Here is a 17,518-nt window from a genome sequence, read left to right as displayed (position 1 = left end):
CTACATTCCAGTATAAAGAACAGGCACAATTGGGTATTCAGAATCGACTTTCTTACCATTTAAGTGATCAACAGCTGCTTTAACCGCTGTTTTACCCATAGTATCGGCATCTTGTTTAACCACGCCTATCAAATGCGCATTGTCGTCCACCGCTTTGATCCCTTCTGGCATACCATCAAAGCCAATAACAACAGCTTTTGAAGATTGTTTGGTTACCGCTAAGCCTGCGCCTATCATCATGTCGTCGCCAAACGCAAAAATCAGATCAGTCTCGGGGTTGGCTTGAAGCATGTTAATGGTTGAGGTCAAAGACTCCTCACGAGTTTTCCCAGGTTGGACAGCAACAATTTCAATGTCTGTATTGGCTACTGCATCGCGGAAACCACGTAGTCGGTCTTCTACTGAAGAAATGCCAGGGTAAGACAGCATCACAACTGTCCCCTTTCCTTTTAAATGCTTCTTAGCCAGTTTTCCAGCTTCCACACCACCACCATAATTATCGGTCGCGATATGCGAAACCACTTTACTTTTCTCTGCACCTATATCCACGGTGAGTACAGGAATATTGGCACGCTCAGCTTTTTTCAAAGGTCCTCGGATACCTTTAGAATCGACAGGTGAAATAATAATCGCGTCTACATTCTTTATAATGCAGTCTTCGATATCACTGATTTGTTTTGCCAAATCTTGGTTAGCGATAGACACTTTCAAATCTGCTTTGTTTTCTTTCGCTCCTGCTTTTAAACCTTCACCTAATGCGATGTAAAATGGGTGTGATTGAGTAAGTAGGGAGGCACAAATGGTGTGTTCATTGGCAGCGTGAACATTCATTGAGAACGCTGTCAAAATTGATAACGAAGTAAATAAGTACTTAATATTTTTCATCTTACTTTCCTTGTATTCCACGTTTGATTAGGACGTTATTCGTCCATTTATCTATTAGCGGCCTGCCCGTATATGTAACTGATACCTCATCTATTTTAGATTACCCAGTTAGGTGTACGTTTTATGACCACAAATTCAGCAAGTACAAAAATGATACAACAAGATATAAAAAGCAAAGGAAAGCTAACACAAGTTAGATATCGATCAATTTTTATCGATATCTAAGTCAATAACAAATAAAAAATGCGATTTCAGACTCGAAATTACCAATAAAAGCGATTGAAATCACATTAAATTGCATTTTCAGACTATTTTTCAATCTACGTGATCAATCTTTTGTTTTTTTTGAACACTTTCTTTTAAATTCCAGCAACAACAGAAAAGAAAGCATTCGAAAGGATTTATAGTGAAAGAGTTGCTTAATTTGGTTACGCAGCATAAATCAGGGAAAAGAGTCGGTATCTATTCTGTCTGCTCTGCTCACCCTTTGGTGTTAGAAGCGGCGCTAAAGCAGTGTTTACAAGATGGACAGCCCGTTCTCATAGAATCCACTTCCAACCAAGTAAACCAATTTGGTGGTTATACAGGGATGACCCCAATTCAATTTAGGGAATTGGTCTTTTCTATCGCAGAATCAATATCGATGCCTTTGGATAAAATTCTACTGGGCGGTGATCACCTTGGTCCTAACTGTTGGCAATCGGAACCAGCAGCGTCGGCAATGAGTAAATCTGAAGACTTGATACAAAGTTATGTAGAAGCAGGGTTTCGGAAAATTCACCTAGATTGTTCAATGCCTTGTTCAGACGACCACACACCACTTAGTGATGAAACAATCGCGCATCGAGCGGCTGTTCTTTGCTTGGTTGCAGAAGAAACCTGGAAAACCGTCGGCGGACCAGCACCTGTTTATATCATAGGCACCGAAGTTCCTACGCCGGGTGGTGCACTAGAGCCACTTGAAAGCACCCTAGAAGTTACCGACGACAAAGCGGCAGAACAAACGATCACGGTGCATAAAGAAACCTTTTCCAGCAAGGGTTTAGAAGAGGTTTGGCAACGGGTTATCGGTCTCGTTGTTCAACCCGGTGTCGAGTTCGATCACCACAATGTCGCGCATTACAAAACCGAAAAAGCAAAACCTTTAAGTAGAATGATAGAAGGTCACCAAAATCTGCTGTTTGAAGCGCATTCCACCGATTACCAAAGCCAAAGCGCATACAGACAACTCGTTGAGGATCATTTTGCGATTCTTAAGGTAGGGCCAGCCTTAACGTTTGCTTTGCGCGAGGCACTTTTTGCATTAGCCGATGTGGAAGAAGAATGGATAGACAAGAAAGAGAGCTCAAATCTTAAGAGAGTGATCGAAGAGGTTATGACAAACGAACCGATTTATTGGCAGCGCTACTACGAGACATCAGGTAAGCAGCAGTATATCGACAGGCACTACAGTTTGAGCGACCGCATTCGGTATTACTGGCCAGATAAGAAGGTAAATCAGGCCGTAGAACAATTATTCGAAAATTTGGTTCACTCTCCTCCTCCAATAACCTTGTTAAGCCAGTACTTACCTAATCAATCAAAAAAAATAGGCAATGGGGATATCTCAAACCACCCGAAAGAAATCGTTTTAGACAAGATCATGGAAGTCACCAATACCTATAGCCAAGCGTGCCACTCAAACACGTAAGCACGAGTCATCACATTTAACTTTACGGCTTGCTCTCACCGTTGGTCTCTTTAGATAGCGCGGGCATTCATTAAAAGGGAAAATTTATGAACAACATCATAAATAGCAATTACTGGTTAAACAAAGCAAGGCATGAAGGTTACGCCGTTCCCGCGTTTAATTTTCACAACCTAGAAACAGTGCAAGTCATCTTAGATACTGCCAAAGCAATGGAATCCCCTGTTATCTTGGCTGGCACGCCGGGCACCTACCAATACGGGGGTGCGAGAGAGCTGATCCATATGGTGAATGCCGCCGCATACGAAAGGAGTATTCAAGTCGTAATCCACCTTGATCATCACCATGAGATTGCTGATATAGAGCAAAAAGTGAAGCTTGGTGTTCGCTCTGCCATGGTCGATGGTAGCGCTTTGCCATTAGAAGACAATATCAAGCTCACAAAAGCGACCGTTAACCTTTGTCACTCTTATGGCTGCTGTGTGGAAGCTGAAATTGGTCAGCTTGTAGGCCAAGAGGATGACTTGATTGTCGAATCGGTCGCGGATCCCTATACCAACCCCGACGACGCGGTAAAACTAGTAGAACAAACCAATATAGACTCACTTGCTGTAGCGATAGGCACGGCTCATGGGCTCTACAAAGACGAACCGAGACTAGATTTTGACCGCCTAGAGCGAATAGCAAAACTCATTGATATCCCTTTGGTATTGCATGGTGCATCGGGCGTCAGTGTTGCGGATGTTCAGCGCTGCATTTCTCATGGCGTTGCTAAAGTCAACGTGGCTACTGAGTTAAAAATCGCCTTTGCTGATTCCTTAAAACATGCGTTTAATGAGGACCCGACAGTCAACGATCCAAGAATTTACAACGAAGCACCAAAAGCGGCCATGGCAAAGTTGGTAAAAGAAAAAATCTTGATGTGTAAAAGCGAAGGAAAACTTTAGGTTACTTGGAAAAATTAAGAACAGAATATGCGGCTCTGAATCCAGCATCTTAAGATTATTTGGATACAAAGCGCCTGTTTTTATTGAAAAACATAGGCGCTTTTTCTTTCTAATGTCTTTCGACTCAAACCTGAATGGGCTATTTTACGACGATGCGTCCATTAATAGGCTGTACCGGACGAGCGTTCATCCCCGTCGATTGAGCAAACGTATCGATTTGATCTTTGCTCGCACTCAATGGCTCTTTCATTAATACCCAACGCACACCTTCGCTGCATGGTGGTGTGGTGAGTGAGCCATTAAAGCGGTAATAATCTTGCTCCTCAGGTAGCAACTGAGCAAGATCGAAACCCGCATCTAACGGTTTTTTCTCTTTAGATTTCAGCGTGTCGCTCAATAACGCTTTCAGATACTTATTCGGCTTAGATTCCAGTTCATACATAATGCCAACGACCGCCAACTCCCCTTTCGTATTCGCGTGTACAAAGTGAACTTCTAGTGGGAACTGTTTACCTAGAATGGTGTTCTCAGACGGCGTATGGAAATGAAATTGCTTCAATTCATATTCTCCGCCTTCTAATGTGAGCGTATTATGCCCTTCAACGTTCACTTGAATGGCGTGCCCATTATTCACAACTTCGGTCGCAGAGCCGTGATAAGTCAGCGTTACTGGCTGCTTTTTTGCTTTTAGTGCATCAGATATATTCACTGGTGACTGATTTTTACCTTCCCCACACGTTGCAAACAGTTTTGCCCACTCGTCAACGCCATGCTTACCTTCGTACGACCAATCTGCCGCCATCGAAGGCATGGCAATTGATGAAGCCAAAACGCCTGCGACCAGTGTCAATTTTACATTTTTCATATAGTTGCCTCTTTCAATTAACAATTCTCACGCATTAACCAATTAAAGGTGAGGTATGAAAACCATGGAAACACTATATTGCGGAATGCCCTTAACTATTTTTATGCAATTAATGATTTCATTTCTCACATATTGCACCGCTGTAACACAATGCATATCTCCTTACCTTTCCCATGGCAAAAAGAGACACGTATCTGTCCTTGATATTAACACTAAATTATTAATATCTTTGTTATTAACTATTCCCTGCATTCCCAACTTTGTTACTGAATTTCGCGGATTACTTCTATGCTCTGCGTAGGCATTTCTTTATCATGTTTTCATCGAAATTGAGTAATCTCATGCTCAAGCAATGGAGTACAAGTGCAAACCTATAAAGATGAAATATCACGTCTCGTTAAACTGGCTACCCCCATTCTTCTCGCTTCTGTTGCACAAACGGGTATTGGATTCGTAGATACCGTAATGGCTGGTGGAGTAAGCGCAACCGATCTCGCTGGAGTCGCAATTGCCACCAGCATTTGGTTACCAACCATTTTGTTCGGAATCGGCATATTGATGGCGTTAGTGCCAATCGTTGCTCAGTTAAATGGGGCGAATCGTAAAAGCGAAATAGCAAATGAAGTGCAACAAGCCATCGCAATGAGCTTGTTTGTCAGTGTGCCTATCATCGCTGTTTTCTTCCAAGTGCAGTGGATCTTAGGGTTAATGAATGTCGAGCCTAAACTGGAAGAGATTTCAATAGGCTATATGAACATGGTGATGCCTGCTGTGCCTGCCGTGATGCTTTTTCAGGCATTTAGAAGTTTTACCGATGGTATGTCATTAACCAAACCCGCCATGGTCATTAGTTTTATCGGTCTTTTTGCGAACATTCCTTTGAACTGGATGTTTGTTTATGGGGAGTTTGGAGCTCCAGCAATGGGTGGCGTTGGCTGTGGTGTGGCAACAACCATTGTTCAATGGCTAATGCTTTCTGCCATGGTGTTTTATGTAGTGACCGCACGAAAGCTCAAACCTATCGGCACTTTTTCTAAATTGTATTTGCCCAAATTCAGTGCTCAGCGCAGGCTATTTAAATTGGGATTCCCGATTGCGGCGTCTATTTTCTTCGAGGTCACGCTCTTTTCCGTTGTTGCCATCATTATTGCACCTCTCGGTTCGGTTGTGGTTGCCGCGCATCAGATAGCGCTTAATTATTCCTCGCTTATCTTTATGCTTCCTCTCAGTTTAGGGGCTGCAGTGAGTATTCGAGTTGGGCACCAACTTGGAGAAAGTAACGCAAACGGTGCCAAAGTTTCTGCCAATGTTGGGTTTATTGTTGGATGCTCACTTGCGGTGTTAACCGGTATTTTAACAGTGGTGTTTCGCGAGGCCATTACTGAACTCTACACAGACAATGCTTCTGTTATTACCTTTGCCATGCATTTACTTTTGTTTTCTGCCGCTTACCAAATGGCAGACACCATCCAAGTTATCGCCGCTGGTGCACTTCGTGGCTATAAGGACATGAGAGCCATATTCTATTGCACCTTTGTGTCTTATTGGCTACTTGGTTTACCCGCCGGGTACGCGTTCGGGATGACGGATATCTTCGGCGAACCCATGGGGGCTGCAGGCTTTTGGGTAGGGTTTATTGTCGGGCTATCGGCAGCCGCTTTACTGCTGTCGCTCAGGTTAAAATGGATACACAAACAAGACGAATCCGTTCGTTATAGCTATATGGCTAAGTAATCGCTGAATGCTTTGCGATTGATACCTCTACTTTTTGGAAAATTCATAGACTGACCCAATAAAAAAAGAAGCTCCGACCTAAAAGTCGGAGCTTCTTTTTTGGGTTTCAGTTACGCTGTTCTTTCTTTGGTGAATTATACCTCAGTTTCTTTTAAAGCAGTAAGAAAATACGCCACGCCATTTTCATCGTTTGACCGCGTCCTTGTGCACTGAGGAATCGCTTCAACTAACTCATGCATCGCATTACCCATAACGACACCTTCGCCAGCTTGTTGCAGCATTTCTAAGTCATTCATTGCATCACCAAAGGCAACAACATCGTTCATGGTTATGCCTTTCTTCGATAAAAAATGCTTTATCGCTTCTGCTTTAGAAAGCCCTTTCATCACTATGTCGATGGTGTTTGGAGAGGACTTGCAAATATTGGTATGTTCACCAAATTCCTCTTTTAAGATCATGCAGTAATGGTTCACTTTTTCTTCACTTCCTTGAAGCAAAATTTTCAGTGCTTCGATACTCTTTATCTCTTCTTCCGTGATGTAATCACAGGTTAGCCCCGACTGGGTTATGTACTCTTCAAAGAAAGAATTCTCTTCGATCATGTGCCAACCTTTTTCCGAAAACACCGTAATATGAAATGGAAGATCTATCACCCGGTTCAATAGGGACTCACTCAATGTTATGGGTAAACACTGCGTAAATTGCGCGTAAGATTCGGACCCTTTAATCATCGCCCCGTTGCAAGAAACAATAACCGGATTAAACGAAAGCCCAGTGAGTGCACGCCTAGCGTCTGTGTCAAAACGCCCAGTTGCCACCATTACCACAACGCCATCCTGATAGAAATCTTCCAGTACCTGAATCGTTTCAAGTGATAGCTCCCCTTGGCTATTCAATAGAGTTCCATCGAGATCCGATACAATTGCTTGAAACATATAATATTCCTTTAGAGAAAGCCGCTACAAAGCGGCTTAAGTCAACCAATAAATTAGAGCATTACAAAGCGATAGCTTTTGTTCCTTCAACGACATGTTTCAAGCTTTTTGATAACACGTCTTGTGAAGCCGTAAGCTGATCTACGTTCATAATGAATCGATCGAACACCTCTTGAACGTTTTGCTTAGAAAGCTCGTTAGAATCGAAAAACAGCTTTAACATCAAGTTGTCTGGCGTTGGAACCAAGCACAAAACCGTTTGGTGGTTACTTCCACTCACGACGTCAACCACTTCATATAAAAAAGGTGGTTTTTCCGCTGTTTCACCATCCGGCATGTTTTCAAACACAAATAAGCTGCCAAATGGTGAGGTCGGTATCCATTGCTCATCGTAGTGATTAAGCTCATGGAAAGCGTATTGCTGTCTATCAAGCTGGCTTAGCGCAATGTCCTCCAAATGTTTCCCTACGGATTTGTTCTTTATTCCTTTTACTCGTAACACTGGGCTGGCAACAAATAAACCAAATAGAGACTCAACATTGTCGATTTCCGCTGGTCTGTCACTCATGGTGGTACCAATACAGATATCTTCGGTGTCCAAAACCTCTGCCAAGGTTGCGCACCAAGCCAATTGTGTTATCTGATTCGGTGTGTAGCCACTGGTTTCCGCAAACTGATAAAGCTTCTTTGTTTGGGCTTGTGTGAGCTGACCACCAATACCCTTCATCCGCTTTTCTACAAACGTATCTATGGGTTTCTCGTTAGAGAATGGTAAGCGCTGATTCAAAGATGCCCCTTCTAGATAGCCTCCCCAAAATGCGTTCGCTCCTTCACGATCAAACGTGTTCAGTAAGTACTCTGGGAAAGGCTCAAAGCTTAACGGTGTGACCGAAACAGGTTTACCTGACATCAATGTTCGATAGTCCTTCATCAACTCGGCATTTAAAATTCCAACCGACCATCCATCAAACAAAATATGATTGAAGGTTTGAATCAAATAGTGCCTGCCTTGTGATGCGCGAATACACACGAGTTTTATCAGTGGTGCATGTTCGATGTTGAACGGCGTATTTCGCTCTAACAACGTTTTGTCACGTATTTTTTGTTCTAACAGTTCGTTATCAACTTCTGTCCAATCCATCATTTCAAAGGGGATAGTCACCTTCTTTTTAATAAACAGATTAGGGTAGCCTGCAAACGCTTTGTCGGTAAATCCGGCTCTTAACACATCGTATCGTTGAGCCGCTAAATTCCACGCTTGTTCAAGTATTTCTGGATCAAAATCCCCTTTTATTTCCGTGACATTTTGGTCTATCTGAAAATCTGGGTTTATCCGATTAAAGTACATTAGCTCACGTTGAACGCCTGTTGCTTGATACACGGATTCAATCTCAAACTGGTTTTGAATTCGATCAAGCTCTTCCATACTGATTTTTGAATTAGGAAAGTCGCTTGGCGTAAAGGTTTCACGCAAGTTTTCTTGTGTGCAGTGATCAATAATGGCTTCTAGGCTTTCAATAAAATCGTGGGCAATTTTAGCCACTTTTTCTCGCTTGAAGCTGCCTAACACGTCCATGTGCAATTGGTTATCTTGAACTCGACCTGCCACAGTAAGAACATTGTCACTCTTATTCGTAGCGGCTATTTCCTCGCCAGAATATTGGTTTGCCAATGTCCACGAATTCGCTTCTTGGCTCGCGCTAAATTGACCGAGGTAATTAAAGCTCACCTTTGGCAACACCTGCTGTTTTAGGCGATTTGTTTCCGAGGGTAAGAAACTTCTCAACGCGCCATAACCCAACCCTTTTTGCGGAATTTGGCGCAAGGTTTCTTTGTTTGTTCGAATACTAGCAGCAAGGCTGTTTTCGCTGAGGATCTTGACTGGGAACGCCGTCGTGAACCAACCGACAGTTTGGTTAATGTCGTATTGTTCTCCAATGTTTTCTCGACCGTGTCCTTCCAGCGTTATGTATGAATCGTCATTACCATGCCATCCCTTAAGGCTCATGCCTAAAGCCGTTAAGAGCAAATCATTGATTTCCGTTTTGTAAGCGTGGTTCGCCTCGGTCAGTAATTTCGATGTTCTGACAGGATCCAGCGTGACCTTTGCCACCGTCGTTTCCGGCGTTACGTCTGGGTGCTGCTGATAATCGGGCTGATCTTTCGTTTGATCGAGCCAGTATTCTTGCTCGTCTGAATGATGTTTCGCGTAGTCCTTAACCGCTAACACCCATTGGCGATAACTTGTGCCTTTATCTTGTGGTTGCTCACCTTCATAGAACCTTTCTAAGTCATCGACGATGATACGCCAAGACACAGAATCCATGACCAAGTGATGGAACGCACAGTAAATCATCGACCCTGTGCTCTCCCCTCCCTTGCTTTCACTGCTCTTACTATCGCCACCGTCCAAGTACACAAACTTCCAAAACGGTCCGTTTTCGATATCGAAGTCGCTCTGCCATTGTGTCATTAAGTTATGGATTTGGTTTTGAGTATCCCTTAAATCGCAACACAACACCGCTGGCACATGAACTTTATCGATATATTCTTGTGCAACAACACGGCTATTTTGGTGTGTGAAACGTAATCTCAGCGCATCGTGCTGGTCCACCAACTTTTGAAGTGCGGCATTCAAGCGGCTTTCGTCTAAGTTGGGAACTTGAATCAGAAAAGACTGATTAAAGTGATTAGGGTTTGCCAATTTCAGTTCATCAAACCATTGCTGAATGGGCAATAAATCGAACTCACCAGCGAGGTTACCCTGCTCCGATACAATGTCATTTTGTGTGTCATTTTCGGCAATGTACTTAGCTAGCAATTCGATGGTCTTATTCTCAAAAATGGCGCGAGTAGTACACACATGCCCAAGCTTTCTGAGTTCCGTTGTCACAAGGATACTCTGGATGGAATCGCCACCAATTCGGAAGAAATTATCCCTAACACCTATCTTTTTGAGTTCCAATACCTGCATCCAAACAGCACAAAGATCTCGCTCTATCTGTGTTCTCGGCGCAAGGTAATTGTCATCGTCTATCATGGTAGGCTCTGGTAACGCTCGTTTATCGAGTTTCCCGTTCACCGTTAGAGGAATACTCTCTAGCACCGTAAAGCTGGAAGGCACCATGTAATCCGGAAGCTGGTTTTCTAATCTCTGGCGTACTTCTTCAATTTGGCAAGCCTCGTTTGTCGGGACGATATAGGCAGCCAGAGACTTATTGCCATCTTCTTCGATATCAATCACGACAGCCTGTTTAACCCCTGAAACCTGGTTTAACCTACTTTCGATTTCACCCAGTTCAATTCGGAAACCCCGTATTTTAACTTGGCAATCATTACGACCGAGATACTCTAAATTTCCACATGGTAGCCAACGTACGAGATCGCCTGTTTTGTATAGCCTACTCTCTTGATTATCCATCTCGCTATTTTGCGTAAATGGGCTCGGCAGGAATGCCTTCTCCGTTAAGTCTGGTCGATTTAAATAGCCACGAGCTAACCCACTTCCTCCAATATACAGCTCACCAATGGCACCTTTAGGGAGTGGCTGTAGTTGCGAATCCAACACATGCAACTCACGATGAGACACAGCCGCACCAATGGGTATGGTTTTGTCTGTAAGACCGGATTCTATTTCATAGGTCGTCGTAAATGTTGTGCATTCCGTCGGACCGTAACCATTAAGAATATGCTCGGGCTTGTGTGGAGATTCCGCTAACTCCTTCATAATTTCTGGTGTTAACGCTTCGCCACCAACGAGTAAGCACTTCAAGTTAGCAAAAAGGGTTTTGTCAGCAATATAGAGGTAATCAAACAGGCTGCGTGTCACCCACAGAATGGATACGTCTTCTATTACACTCCTAAAACGTTCAATGTTACTTGCCAGCTCTTTGGTGTCGGCAGGAATGATGAGTCTGCCACCGTTTAGCAACGCCCCCCAAATTTCCAGCGTCGCCGCATCAAACACTGGGCTGGATAGGAACAGGAAGGTGTCTCGGCTATCAATGTCGATGTAGTTCGCGTGAACAACAAGATCGACCATGGAATGCTGCTCAATCATGACGCCTTTCGGGTTACCCGTGGTTCCGGAGGTATAGATGATCGCGCCTAAGCTGTCACTGCTGGATTGACATGTCACATTACTTCTCGAATTCATGTGCGCGCTTAGTTCCAAGCTATCGACAGCAACCCAGCTTGCATTTGTGTGCCTTGCTTGAAGCGCTTCACTATCAACTAAAGATTGCCTGTCTGCCAGCACCAAGCTAACACCTGTATCCGCGAGGATAAATGAAGCCCTCTCTACTGGGTAGGTGGTGGATACTGGTACATATGCGCCACCCGCCTTGAGTATCGCCAGCATACTGATCACTAGATCGATGGATTTATCTTGATACAGGGCGATGCAAGTATCCGGTTCCAAGTCGGTTTGATACGCTTCTCGGTGCCAATTTTGAATATAGTGCGCCAGCGCATTGGCTTTACTATTTACTTGCTCATACGTGAGCTGCTGCTGTTCGGACTCTAGCGCAATAGCGTTTGGTGTCTGATTAGCATGATTCTCAAACCAATGCTGTAGAGTATGAGTGGATCGTTGGCTTTGGCTGGAGCGGTTCACTGAGTATGTGGGCTCTGCTACGATATTTTTCTGTAGCAACGTAGTATCGCCCAGCGATGAATTGAGGATGCTTACCAGTAAGTTAAGCAGCCGCTGGGAAGACACTTCACCTAACCAATCCTGACCGTACTTAAGAACAAGGCTCATCGATTCATCGTGTTCATACGCCATCAGTACAAGCGGGTAATCCAGCTTTTCGACAGAAGAACGGAATTCGACATGGGCGCCAATGCCCTCCGTAACCTTCTCCGGCATTGGGTAGTTTTCAAATACCATAATGCTGTGGAACAAACGTTCGCCATCGGATTGCAGATCCGACAATGCGATATTACTGTGACTGTTCAGCTCCGAGATAGATTCTTGGATACCATTTAGCACTTGCTGAACCGATTGTTCCGCGCACCAATTAACGGTAATTGGCAAGGTATTGATGTATAAGCCAACACTCTTTTCTATTCCTTCTACCGGAATGGCTCGTCCTGAAACGATGGTGCCGACGTTGGTTTGTTCATCTTGAGTGAAAACTTGAATCAATTTATGCCACGCAAACTGAAGCGCCACGTTTGCAGTAACACCCGAAGACACACATTGTCTTTTCAGCTCGTGGTACGCATCTCCATCAATGCGTAGCGACGATTCTGATGGGTTGGATATTTCATCGATATCAGTCAGTGGCACTTTTTTATCAAACATGACACTTATGTCGTTTGCTTGTTCAAATAACGCCTTCTTGTCTTGCCAAAACGCATCTGTTTCTTTTTGCTGGCTAGACAAGAATGCTTGCGCGTCGAGGTAAGTGTTCTCTGGGTTTACTCGTATCTCGCCCCCGTTCTCACTCGCATCATAATACTCATGCACTGCGCCTAACAGGAGTGGGATACTCCAACCATCACAAATGGAGTGGTGCTCTGTTTTCAATAAGGTATAACGCTGTTCTGCGAGTTTAATAACAACAAATCGAATCAGTTTTGGCTGGGACAAATCAAACGCTTTGTTTCGATCCAAACGCTGAATGTTACCAATTTCAATTTCTTGCTGATCTGGCGAAAGTGAGGTTAAGTCAACGCACTCGAAATCCTCTTCGGTTAGCTTCGCATTGCGGTGAACAATTTGGATGATTTCACCGTCTTCCCAATCGAAGCTGGTACGAAGAATAGGAAACGTCTCTGCTGCTAACGTCCAAGCTTTAACGTACGTTTTTATGTCAAGCGCACACGCATAGTCCAGTAGTAATTGAACTCGGTAGGCATCGTCGTTTGGGTGATTAAGGCTGTGGAATACCAAGCCGCGCTGCAAATGCGTTGCAGGGTGAATAGCCTCAATATCGGCAAAGCGGTTTTGTAATCGCCTTAGTCGACTAATCGAAAGCGACGGCACTGCGTAGTCACTTGGCGTTTTAATTCCGCCTTTATTCCCCAGCATATCTGTATGCTCGATAACGTTTATCAGCGAATCTTTTAGCGCTTTTTCAAAAGCAAAGGTCGATTCAGAGTTAAGACGCGAGTCGATATAGATAACAAGTTCGTCGTTCGTTACAACACAATTGAGTGCTAGCGCAGTTTTATCGTGGTTTCCTTCACCAATAGTTTGCCCGACGTTCTCTGGCCGAATTGCCCAATACTCATCTTCCCCTTTGGTACTCAGCTGCCCAAGGTAGTTGAAACTGACATTTGGCAGTGCGTAGTCGCCAAAATCGGGGGAATGATAGAAGGTGCCAAAGACCGCGCCTTTATTTGGAATGCTTCGCACGGTTTCTTTGATTGAAATTACGGTGTCTTCAATGCCAGTTCCGGTACTCAACGCTATCGGGCTGATACTGGTAAACCAACCTACTGTTTGTGTGACATCGGCTCGTTCATTAATCGCTTCTCGACCATGTCCTTCCAGCAGTACGTGTTGTGTTGACGAACCGGTCACTGTTTTTAAGGCGATTGCTAACGCACTGAGTAACAGGTCATTAATTTCCGTATGGTAGCCGTGGTTCGAGCTGCGCAAGAGCTTGGAAGTTAACGCGCTATCCAAAGAAAGCGTTGATTGAGTCGATTCTATTTTCGCTGCAGGCAAGCACTCAACGTTTTCTAATGTCGAACGCCAATACTCTTTTTCGTTCGGGTGCGCTTGTGCGTAGTCGAGAAGCAGTTGAGACCATTGGCGGTAACTGGTGCCTTTCTGAGTAAACTCACCGCCTTCAATGAGATGCTTTATGTCATTCACTAGAATACGCCATGAAACCGCATCCATGATTAGGTGGTGAAATGCGAAGAATACATGGCTCGTCCTCGCCAGTGCGTTTTTCAATAACGCGACGTTCCAAAGTGGTCCTTCAAACACATCAAAATTTGATTGAAGCTGGGTTAACGCAATTTGATCTTTGGCGTGGTCTTCCCCTATTTCTAACACTTGAATATTAGGGGCAGCCATGTGTGATCCATAGGTTTGAATCACTTCCCCATCATCCAAACTAAAGCGCGCACGCAATATGTCGTGATGCTCCGCCACCTTTGTCAAAACATCATTGAGATTTTCAACACCTAAGTCGTTTGGTATCGAGAAGGTAAACGCTTGGTTCCAGTGGTTTTGGTTGGTGAAAGATTGGTTGAAAAACCACTTCTGGATGGCATTGAGTGATAGGCGCCCTTTTAGGCTGCCTTGCTCACTGAACGGTTGTAGTGATGCTCCTCTATCTTGCATCAATTCGTTATTGTTTTTGATTCTCTTGGCAAGCTGCGCAATGGTTGGCTGGCTGATGATGTCTTTTACATCCAACGCATAGCCTATTTTTCTAAGCTCCGTTGTGACCAAAATAGCCAGTATCGATTCGCCGCCAATGCGGAAGAAATTATCGGTTACACCCACAGACTCAACCGCGAGTGTTTTCTTCCATATATCGCAAAGATCGCGCTCGATTTGATTACTAGGAGCAACATACAAATCCGACGAATCAATAGCGGGCTCAGGCAGTGCCGATTTATCCAGCTTTCCATTCATCGTGATGGGTAAGCTATCGAGCGAGGTAAAGCTCGACGGCACCATATACTCAGGCAACTTGGATTCTAATGTTTCCCGAATGGTCTCAGTGTCTACGCCTGTTCCTTCAAACTCAGCTTCTTCAAACGTAGCTTCTTCAAATGTATAGTACGCAGCGAGTACTTTTATGCCTTCATTTTCCCTGTCTACTACCGCCGCTTGAGCAATACCTTCAATGTCAGCAATGGCAGCTTCAATTTCACCCAATTCAATTCTAAATCCTCGAATTTTCACTTGGCTGTCGTTACGACCGAAGTATTCAAGATTTCCGCATGGTAGCCAACGCACTAAGTCACCCGTTTTGTACATCTTGTCAAAACCAAGCTCTATGTCTTCTGCGGTAGCATATGGGTTTTCTACAAAACTGGACTGCGTTAAGTCATCTCGATTTAAGTAGCCACGAGCCAAACCCGCACCGCCAATGTATAGCTCCCCAACCACACCTTCAGGCACTAACGTGCGTTGCTTGTTCAACACATACAATTTTCGATTGAGTATCGCTCGGCCAATTGGCAGTGTTTTGTGTGTTTCATTACGCTGAATGCGATAGGCGGTAGACACCGTCGTTGCTTCTGTCGGACCATAACCATTCACAATAATGTCTGGCCGAGACGTTTGATTGGCTATTTGATTCATGAGAGATGGCGTTAGAGCCTCTCCCCCAATCATAAGGAATTTTAGAGAGTTAAATACGTCATTATCGGAGACATAAAGGTGATCAAACAAAGCTGTCGTTGTGGCTATCATGTTGACGTTGTATTGCTGCAACATGGCTTTAAAACCTGCAACGTCACTGGCCATTTCTCTAGTATTACCCGGAACAACCAATGTCGCCCCGTTCAACAACGCTCCCCATATTTCAAAGCTTGAGACGTCAAACACTGGGCTAGATAAGAAAATGAACACATCCGTTGCTTCAATTTCTACGATACTCGGCTGCGCAACCAACGAGGTTATCGAATGTTGCTCAACCATTACCCCTTTTGGGTTTCCGGTGGTACCAGACGTATAGATGATGGCACCCAGATCGCGTGCTCCTGCGACAGGTTTCAAATTTGCTTTGCTGCGTGAATTGCCCAGATCTGTGTTATCTGTAGCTAGTAAATAAGGCGAAACTTCTAGGTTCTGACACGCTTCGCTGAGTGCAACCAGTGACTCGCTGTCGGTCAAGACCATACTTGCATGCGTATCTTGAAGAATGTACTGAATTCGCTCCGACGGATAACCAACCGCCATAGGAACGTAGGCAGCCCCCGCCTTAAGAATTGCAATGGCATCAATGAGGAATTGAACCGATTTTTCTTTAAAAATAGCAATCTTGCTATCCGGTTCAATAGCCTTGCCATGGCTAGAAAAATACAGCGACCGTATCTCCGAAGCTAACTGATTCGCGCGTTCATTCACTTCTTTATAAGTTAAAGAAATATCATGATCTTTGAGTGCGACATTATTTGGATGGCTTTCCGCCATCTGTTCAAAGCGTTGGCTGATTGAAGATAACTCGGCTGAGGTCTCGTCGTGAGTTGAACCGAACTGGCTCAGCCGTTGAATTTCATTTTTTGGAGACAGCACTAGCGAGTTTAATGGCGCTTCAGGATTCAACATGGCTTGTTCGAGCAATGCCGTAAAGTACGCAGGGATGGATTGCGCACGTACAGGGTCAATAAGAGAACTGCGGAACCGAATCGCGAAGTCAAAGTGCGTTTCACTCTCCATATACTCTACAATCATTTTGGCAGAGCCAATATCCGCATGCACATCCTCCATTTCTTGCACTTCGCAATGTTCAATGGATAGCCCAATATCTCGCCTTACGGCTTGTGAGATTGCGATATCCACATTTCGAATACCACTCGCCTTGGCAAGTAAAAGCGTCGGCAGTTCGTTGTATCGACGTTTGCCTTTTTGGTAGGTTTTCCCGAAGGAAGCGACGTTTTCATTGTAAAGTTCTTTAAACGAGCGTTCTTGGCTAATGTCTATCGGCAAAACCGCAGAGTTCACATTGGATCCAAGTGATATCGTTCGCCCTTCTTTTATAGCAACGGGATACCCTAGACCAAAACTCTCTACGCCACTGCATATGGCGATCAACGAACCCCAAACCTGTGAAAAAACATAGAAAGGAGAAATACGGCGAAGTGAAGATCGCTGTTTTAAGGACTCCCACTCTGTTTTCGCAAGGGTAAAGTTAACAGCCTGTACATCTACCTGAACCTCGCGTGCGCTCTCAAATGGAATTGCGCTACTCAAGTCAAGGTTGCGTACCCTCTCTTTCCAGTACTCTTCTCCCCCTCCAGCAATGAGCTCATCCACACTCTCCTGCATGGCAACATTCGCATGGTGAACCTCCGATTCAGATAACCATACATGGCTATAATCGCCTTTATAGTATTGGCTGATGACGTTTCCAAACTCTTCTAATGAAGCTCCACCTAACAGAAGATGGCTTATGACGATAACAAAGTCGTGCGTGTTTTCGTCGATTTTGAAAAGCCCAACGCGATACAACGGTCCCTTGTCTAATCGGATTGGTTCTTGGATAAATTGCGAATAACCATTCCGCCCTTCGAAATGTTGAAAGCTTGATATCGTTGTATTCTTAACCCAGTACAAAGCTCCATCTTCCTCACTGATGTGCCTTCCAAACAACACATGGTCTTCAAACAATTTGATACAAGCAGTCTCTAACTGGTTGATGTTGAGATCACCTGAAATTCGCTGACCATATACCATGTTGTAGTCATAGCTATCCGGATTAAGTTTGTATTCGTTCCAGAACAAATAAGAGTATGGAGATGCGGTAATTTTTTTCATTTTTTTGTC

At 44.2% G+C, this 17,518-nt stretch carries 7 protein-coding genes; 3 read left to right on the top strand and 4 right to left on the bottom strand.

Annotated features, from left to right (window positions below):
- A complete protein-coding gene (locus Q8W40_RS19050; RefSeq protein ID WP_305399421.1) occupies positions 1-885 on the bottom strand; it encodes a substrate-binding domain-containing protein in 885 nt (294 codons plus the stop codon).
- A gap of 406 nt (positions 886-1,291) precedes the next feature.
- Here Q8W40_RS19050 and Q8W40_RS19045 point away from each other — a divergent pair, with 406 nt between their 5' ends.
- Together Q8W40_RS19045 and gatY are read left to right on the top strand one after the other, a co-directional pair.
- A complete protein-coding gene (locus Q8W40_RS19045; RefSeq protein WP_305399420.1) occupies positions 1,292-2,575 on the top strand; it encodes a D-tagatose-bisphosphate aldolase, class II, non-catalytic subunit in 1,284 nt (427 codons plus the stop codon).
- Between the two features lie 86 nt (positions 2,576-2,661).
- Entirely contained in the window at positions 2,662-3,519 is an 858-nt protein-coding gene (gene gatY / locus Q8W40_RS19040; RefSeq protein ID WP_305399418.1) for a tagatose-bisphosphate aldolase subunit GatY, read from the top strand.
- A gap of 139 nt (positions 3,520-3,658) precedes the next feature.
- Here gatY and Q8W40_RS19035 read toward each other — a convergent pair whose 3' ends face one another.
- Complete coding sequence (locus tag Q8W40_RS19035; protein ID WP_305399416.1) at positions 3,659-4,384, bottom strand: carbonic anhydrase; 726 nt, start codon at positions 4,382-4,384, stop codon at positions 3,659-3,661.
- Between the two features lie 363 nt (positions 4,385-4,747).
- On the opposite strand from Q8W40_RS19035, the gene Q8W40_RS19030 reads away from it, so the two are divergent.
- On the top strand, positions 4,748-6,118 hold the full coding sequence (locus Q8W40_RS19030) for an MATE family efflux transporter (protein WP_305399414.1): 1,371 nt from the start codon (positions 4,748-4,750) through the stop codon (positions 6,116-6,118).
- Between the two features lie 134 nt (positions 6,119-6,252).
- Here Q8W40_RS19030 and Q8W40_RS19025 read toward each other — a convergent pair whose 3' ends face one another.
- Together Q8W40_RS19025 and Q8W40_RS19020 are read right to left on the bottom strand one after the other, a co-directional pair.
- The gene (locus Q8W40_RS19025) at positions 6,253-7,053 is read right to left on the bottom strand and encodes a Cof-type HAD-IIB family hydrolase (RefSeq protein ID WP_305399413.1); all 801 of its coding nucleotides are present in this window, start codon (positions 7,051-7,053) and stop codon (positions 6,253-6,255) included.
- 61 nt (positions 7,054-7,114) lie between these two features.
- A complete protein-coding gene (locus tag Q8W40_RS19020) occupies positions 7,115-17,509 on the bottom strand; it encodes a non-ribosomal peptide synthetase (RefSeq protein ID WP_305399412.1) in 10,395 nt (3,464 codons plus the stop codon).
- Positions 17,510-17,518: the final 9 nt, after the last annotated feature.

The sequence above is a fragment of the Vibrio penaeicida genome, from assembly GCF_030689305.1.
GTDB lineage: Bacteria > Pseudomonadota > Gammaproteobacteria > Enterobacterales > Vibrionaceae > Vibrio > Vibrio penaeicida_B.
The sequence above is the reverse complement of the archived record's forward strand: the minus strand, read 5'-3'. Positions and strand labels throughout refer to the sequence as shown.

Bases quoted from the DNA above. Each gene is read 5' to 3' on its own strand.
- gatY (WP_305399418.1), top strand. From the start codon at position 2,662: ATGAACAACATCATAAATAGCAATTACTGGTTAAACAAAGCAAGGCAT.
- Q8W40_RS19050 (WP_305399421.1), bottom strand. From the start codon at position 885: ATGAAAAATATTAAGTACTTATTTACTTCGTTATCAATTTTGACAGCG.
- Q8W40_RS19035 (WP_305399416.1), bottom strand. From the start codon at position 4,384: ATGAAAAATGTAAAATTGACACTGGTCGCAGGCGTTTTGGCTTCATCA.
- Q8W40_RS19020 (WP_305399412.1), bottom strand. From the start codon at position 17,509: ATGAAAAAAATTACCGCATCTCCATACTCTTATTTGTTCTGGAACGAA.
- Q8W40_RS19025 (WP_305399413.1), bottom strand. From the start codon at position 7,053: ATGTTTCAAGCAATTGTATCGGATCTCGATGGAACTCTATTGAATAGC.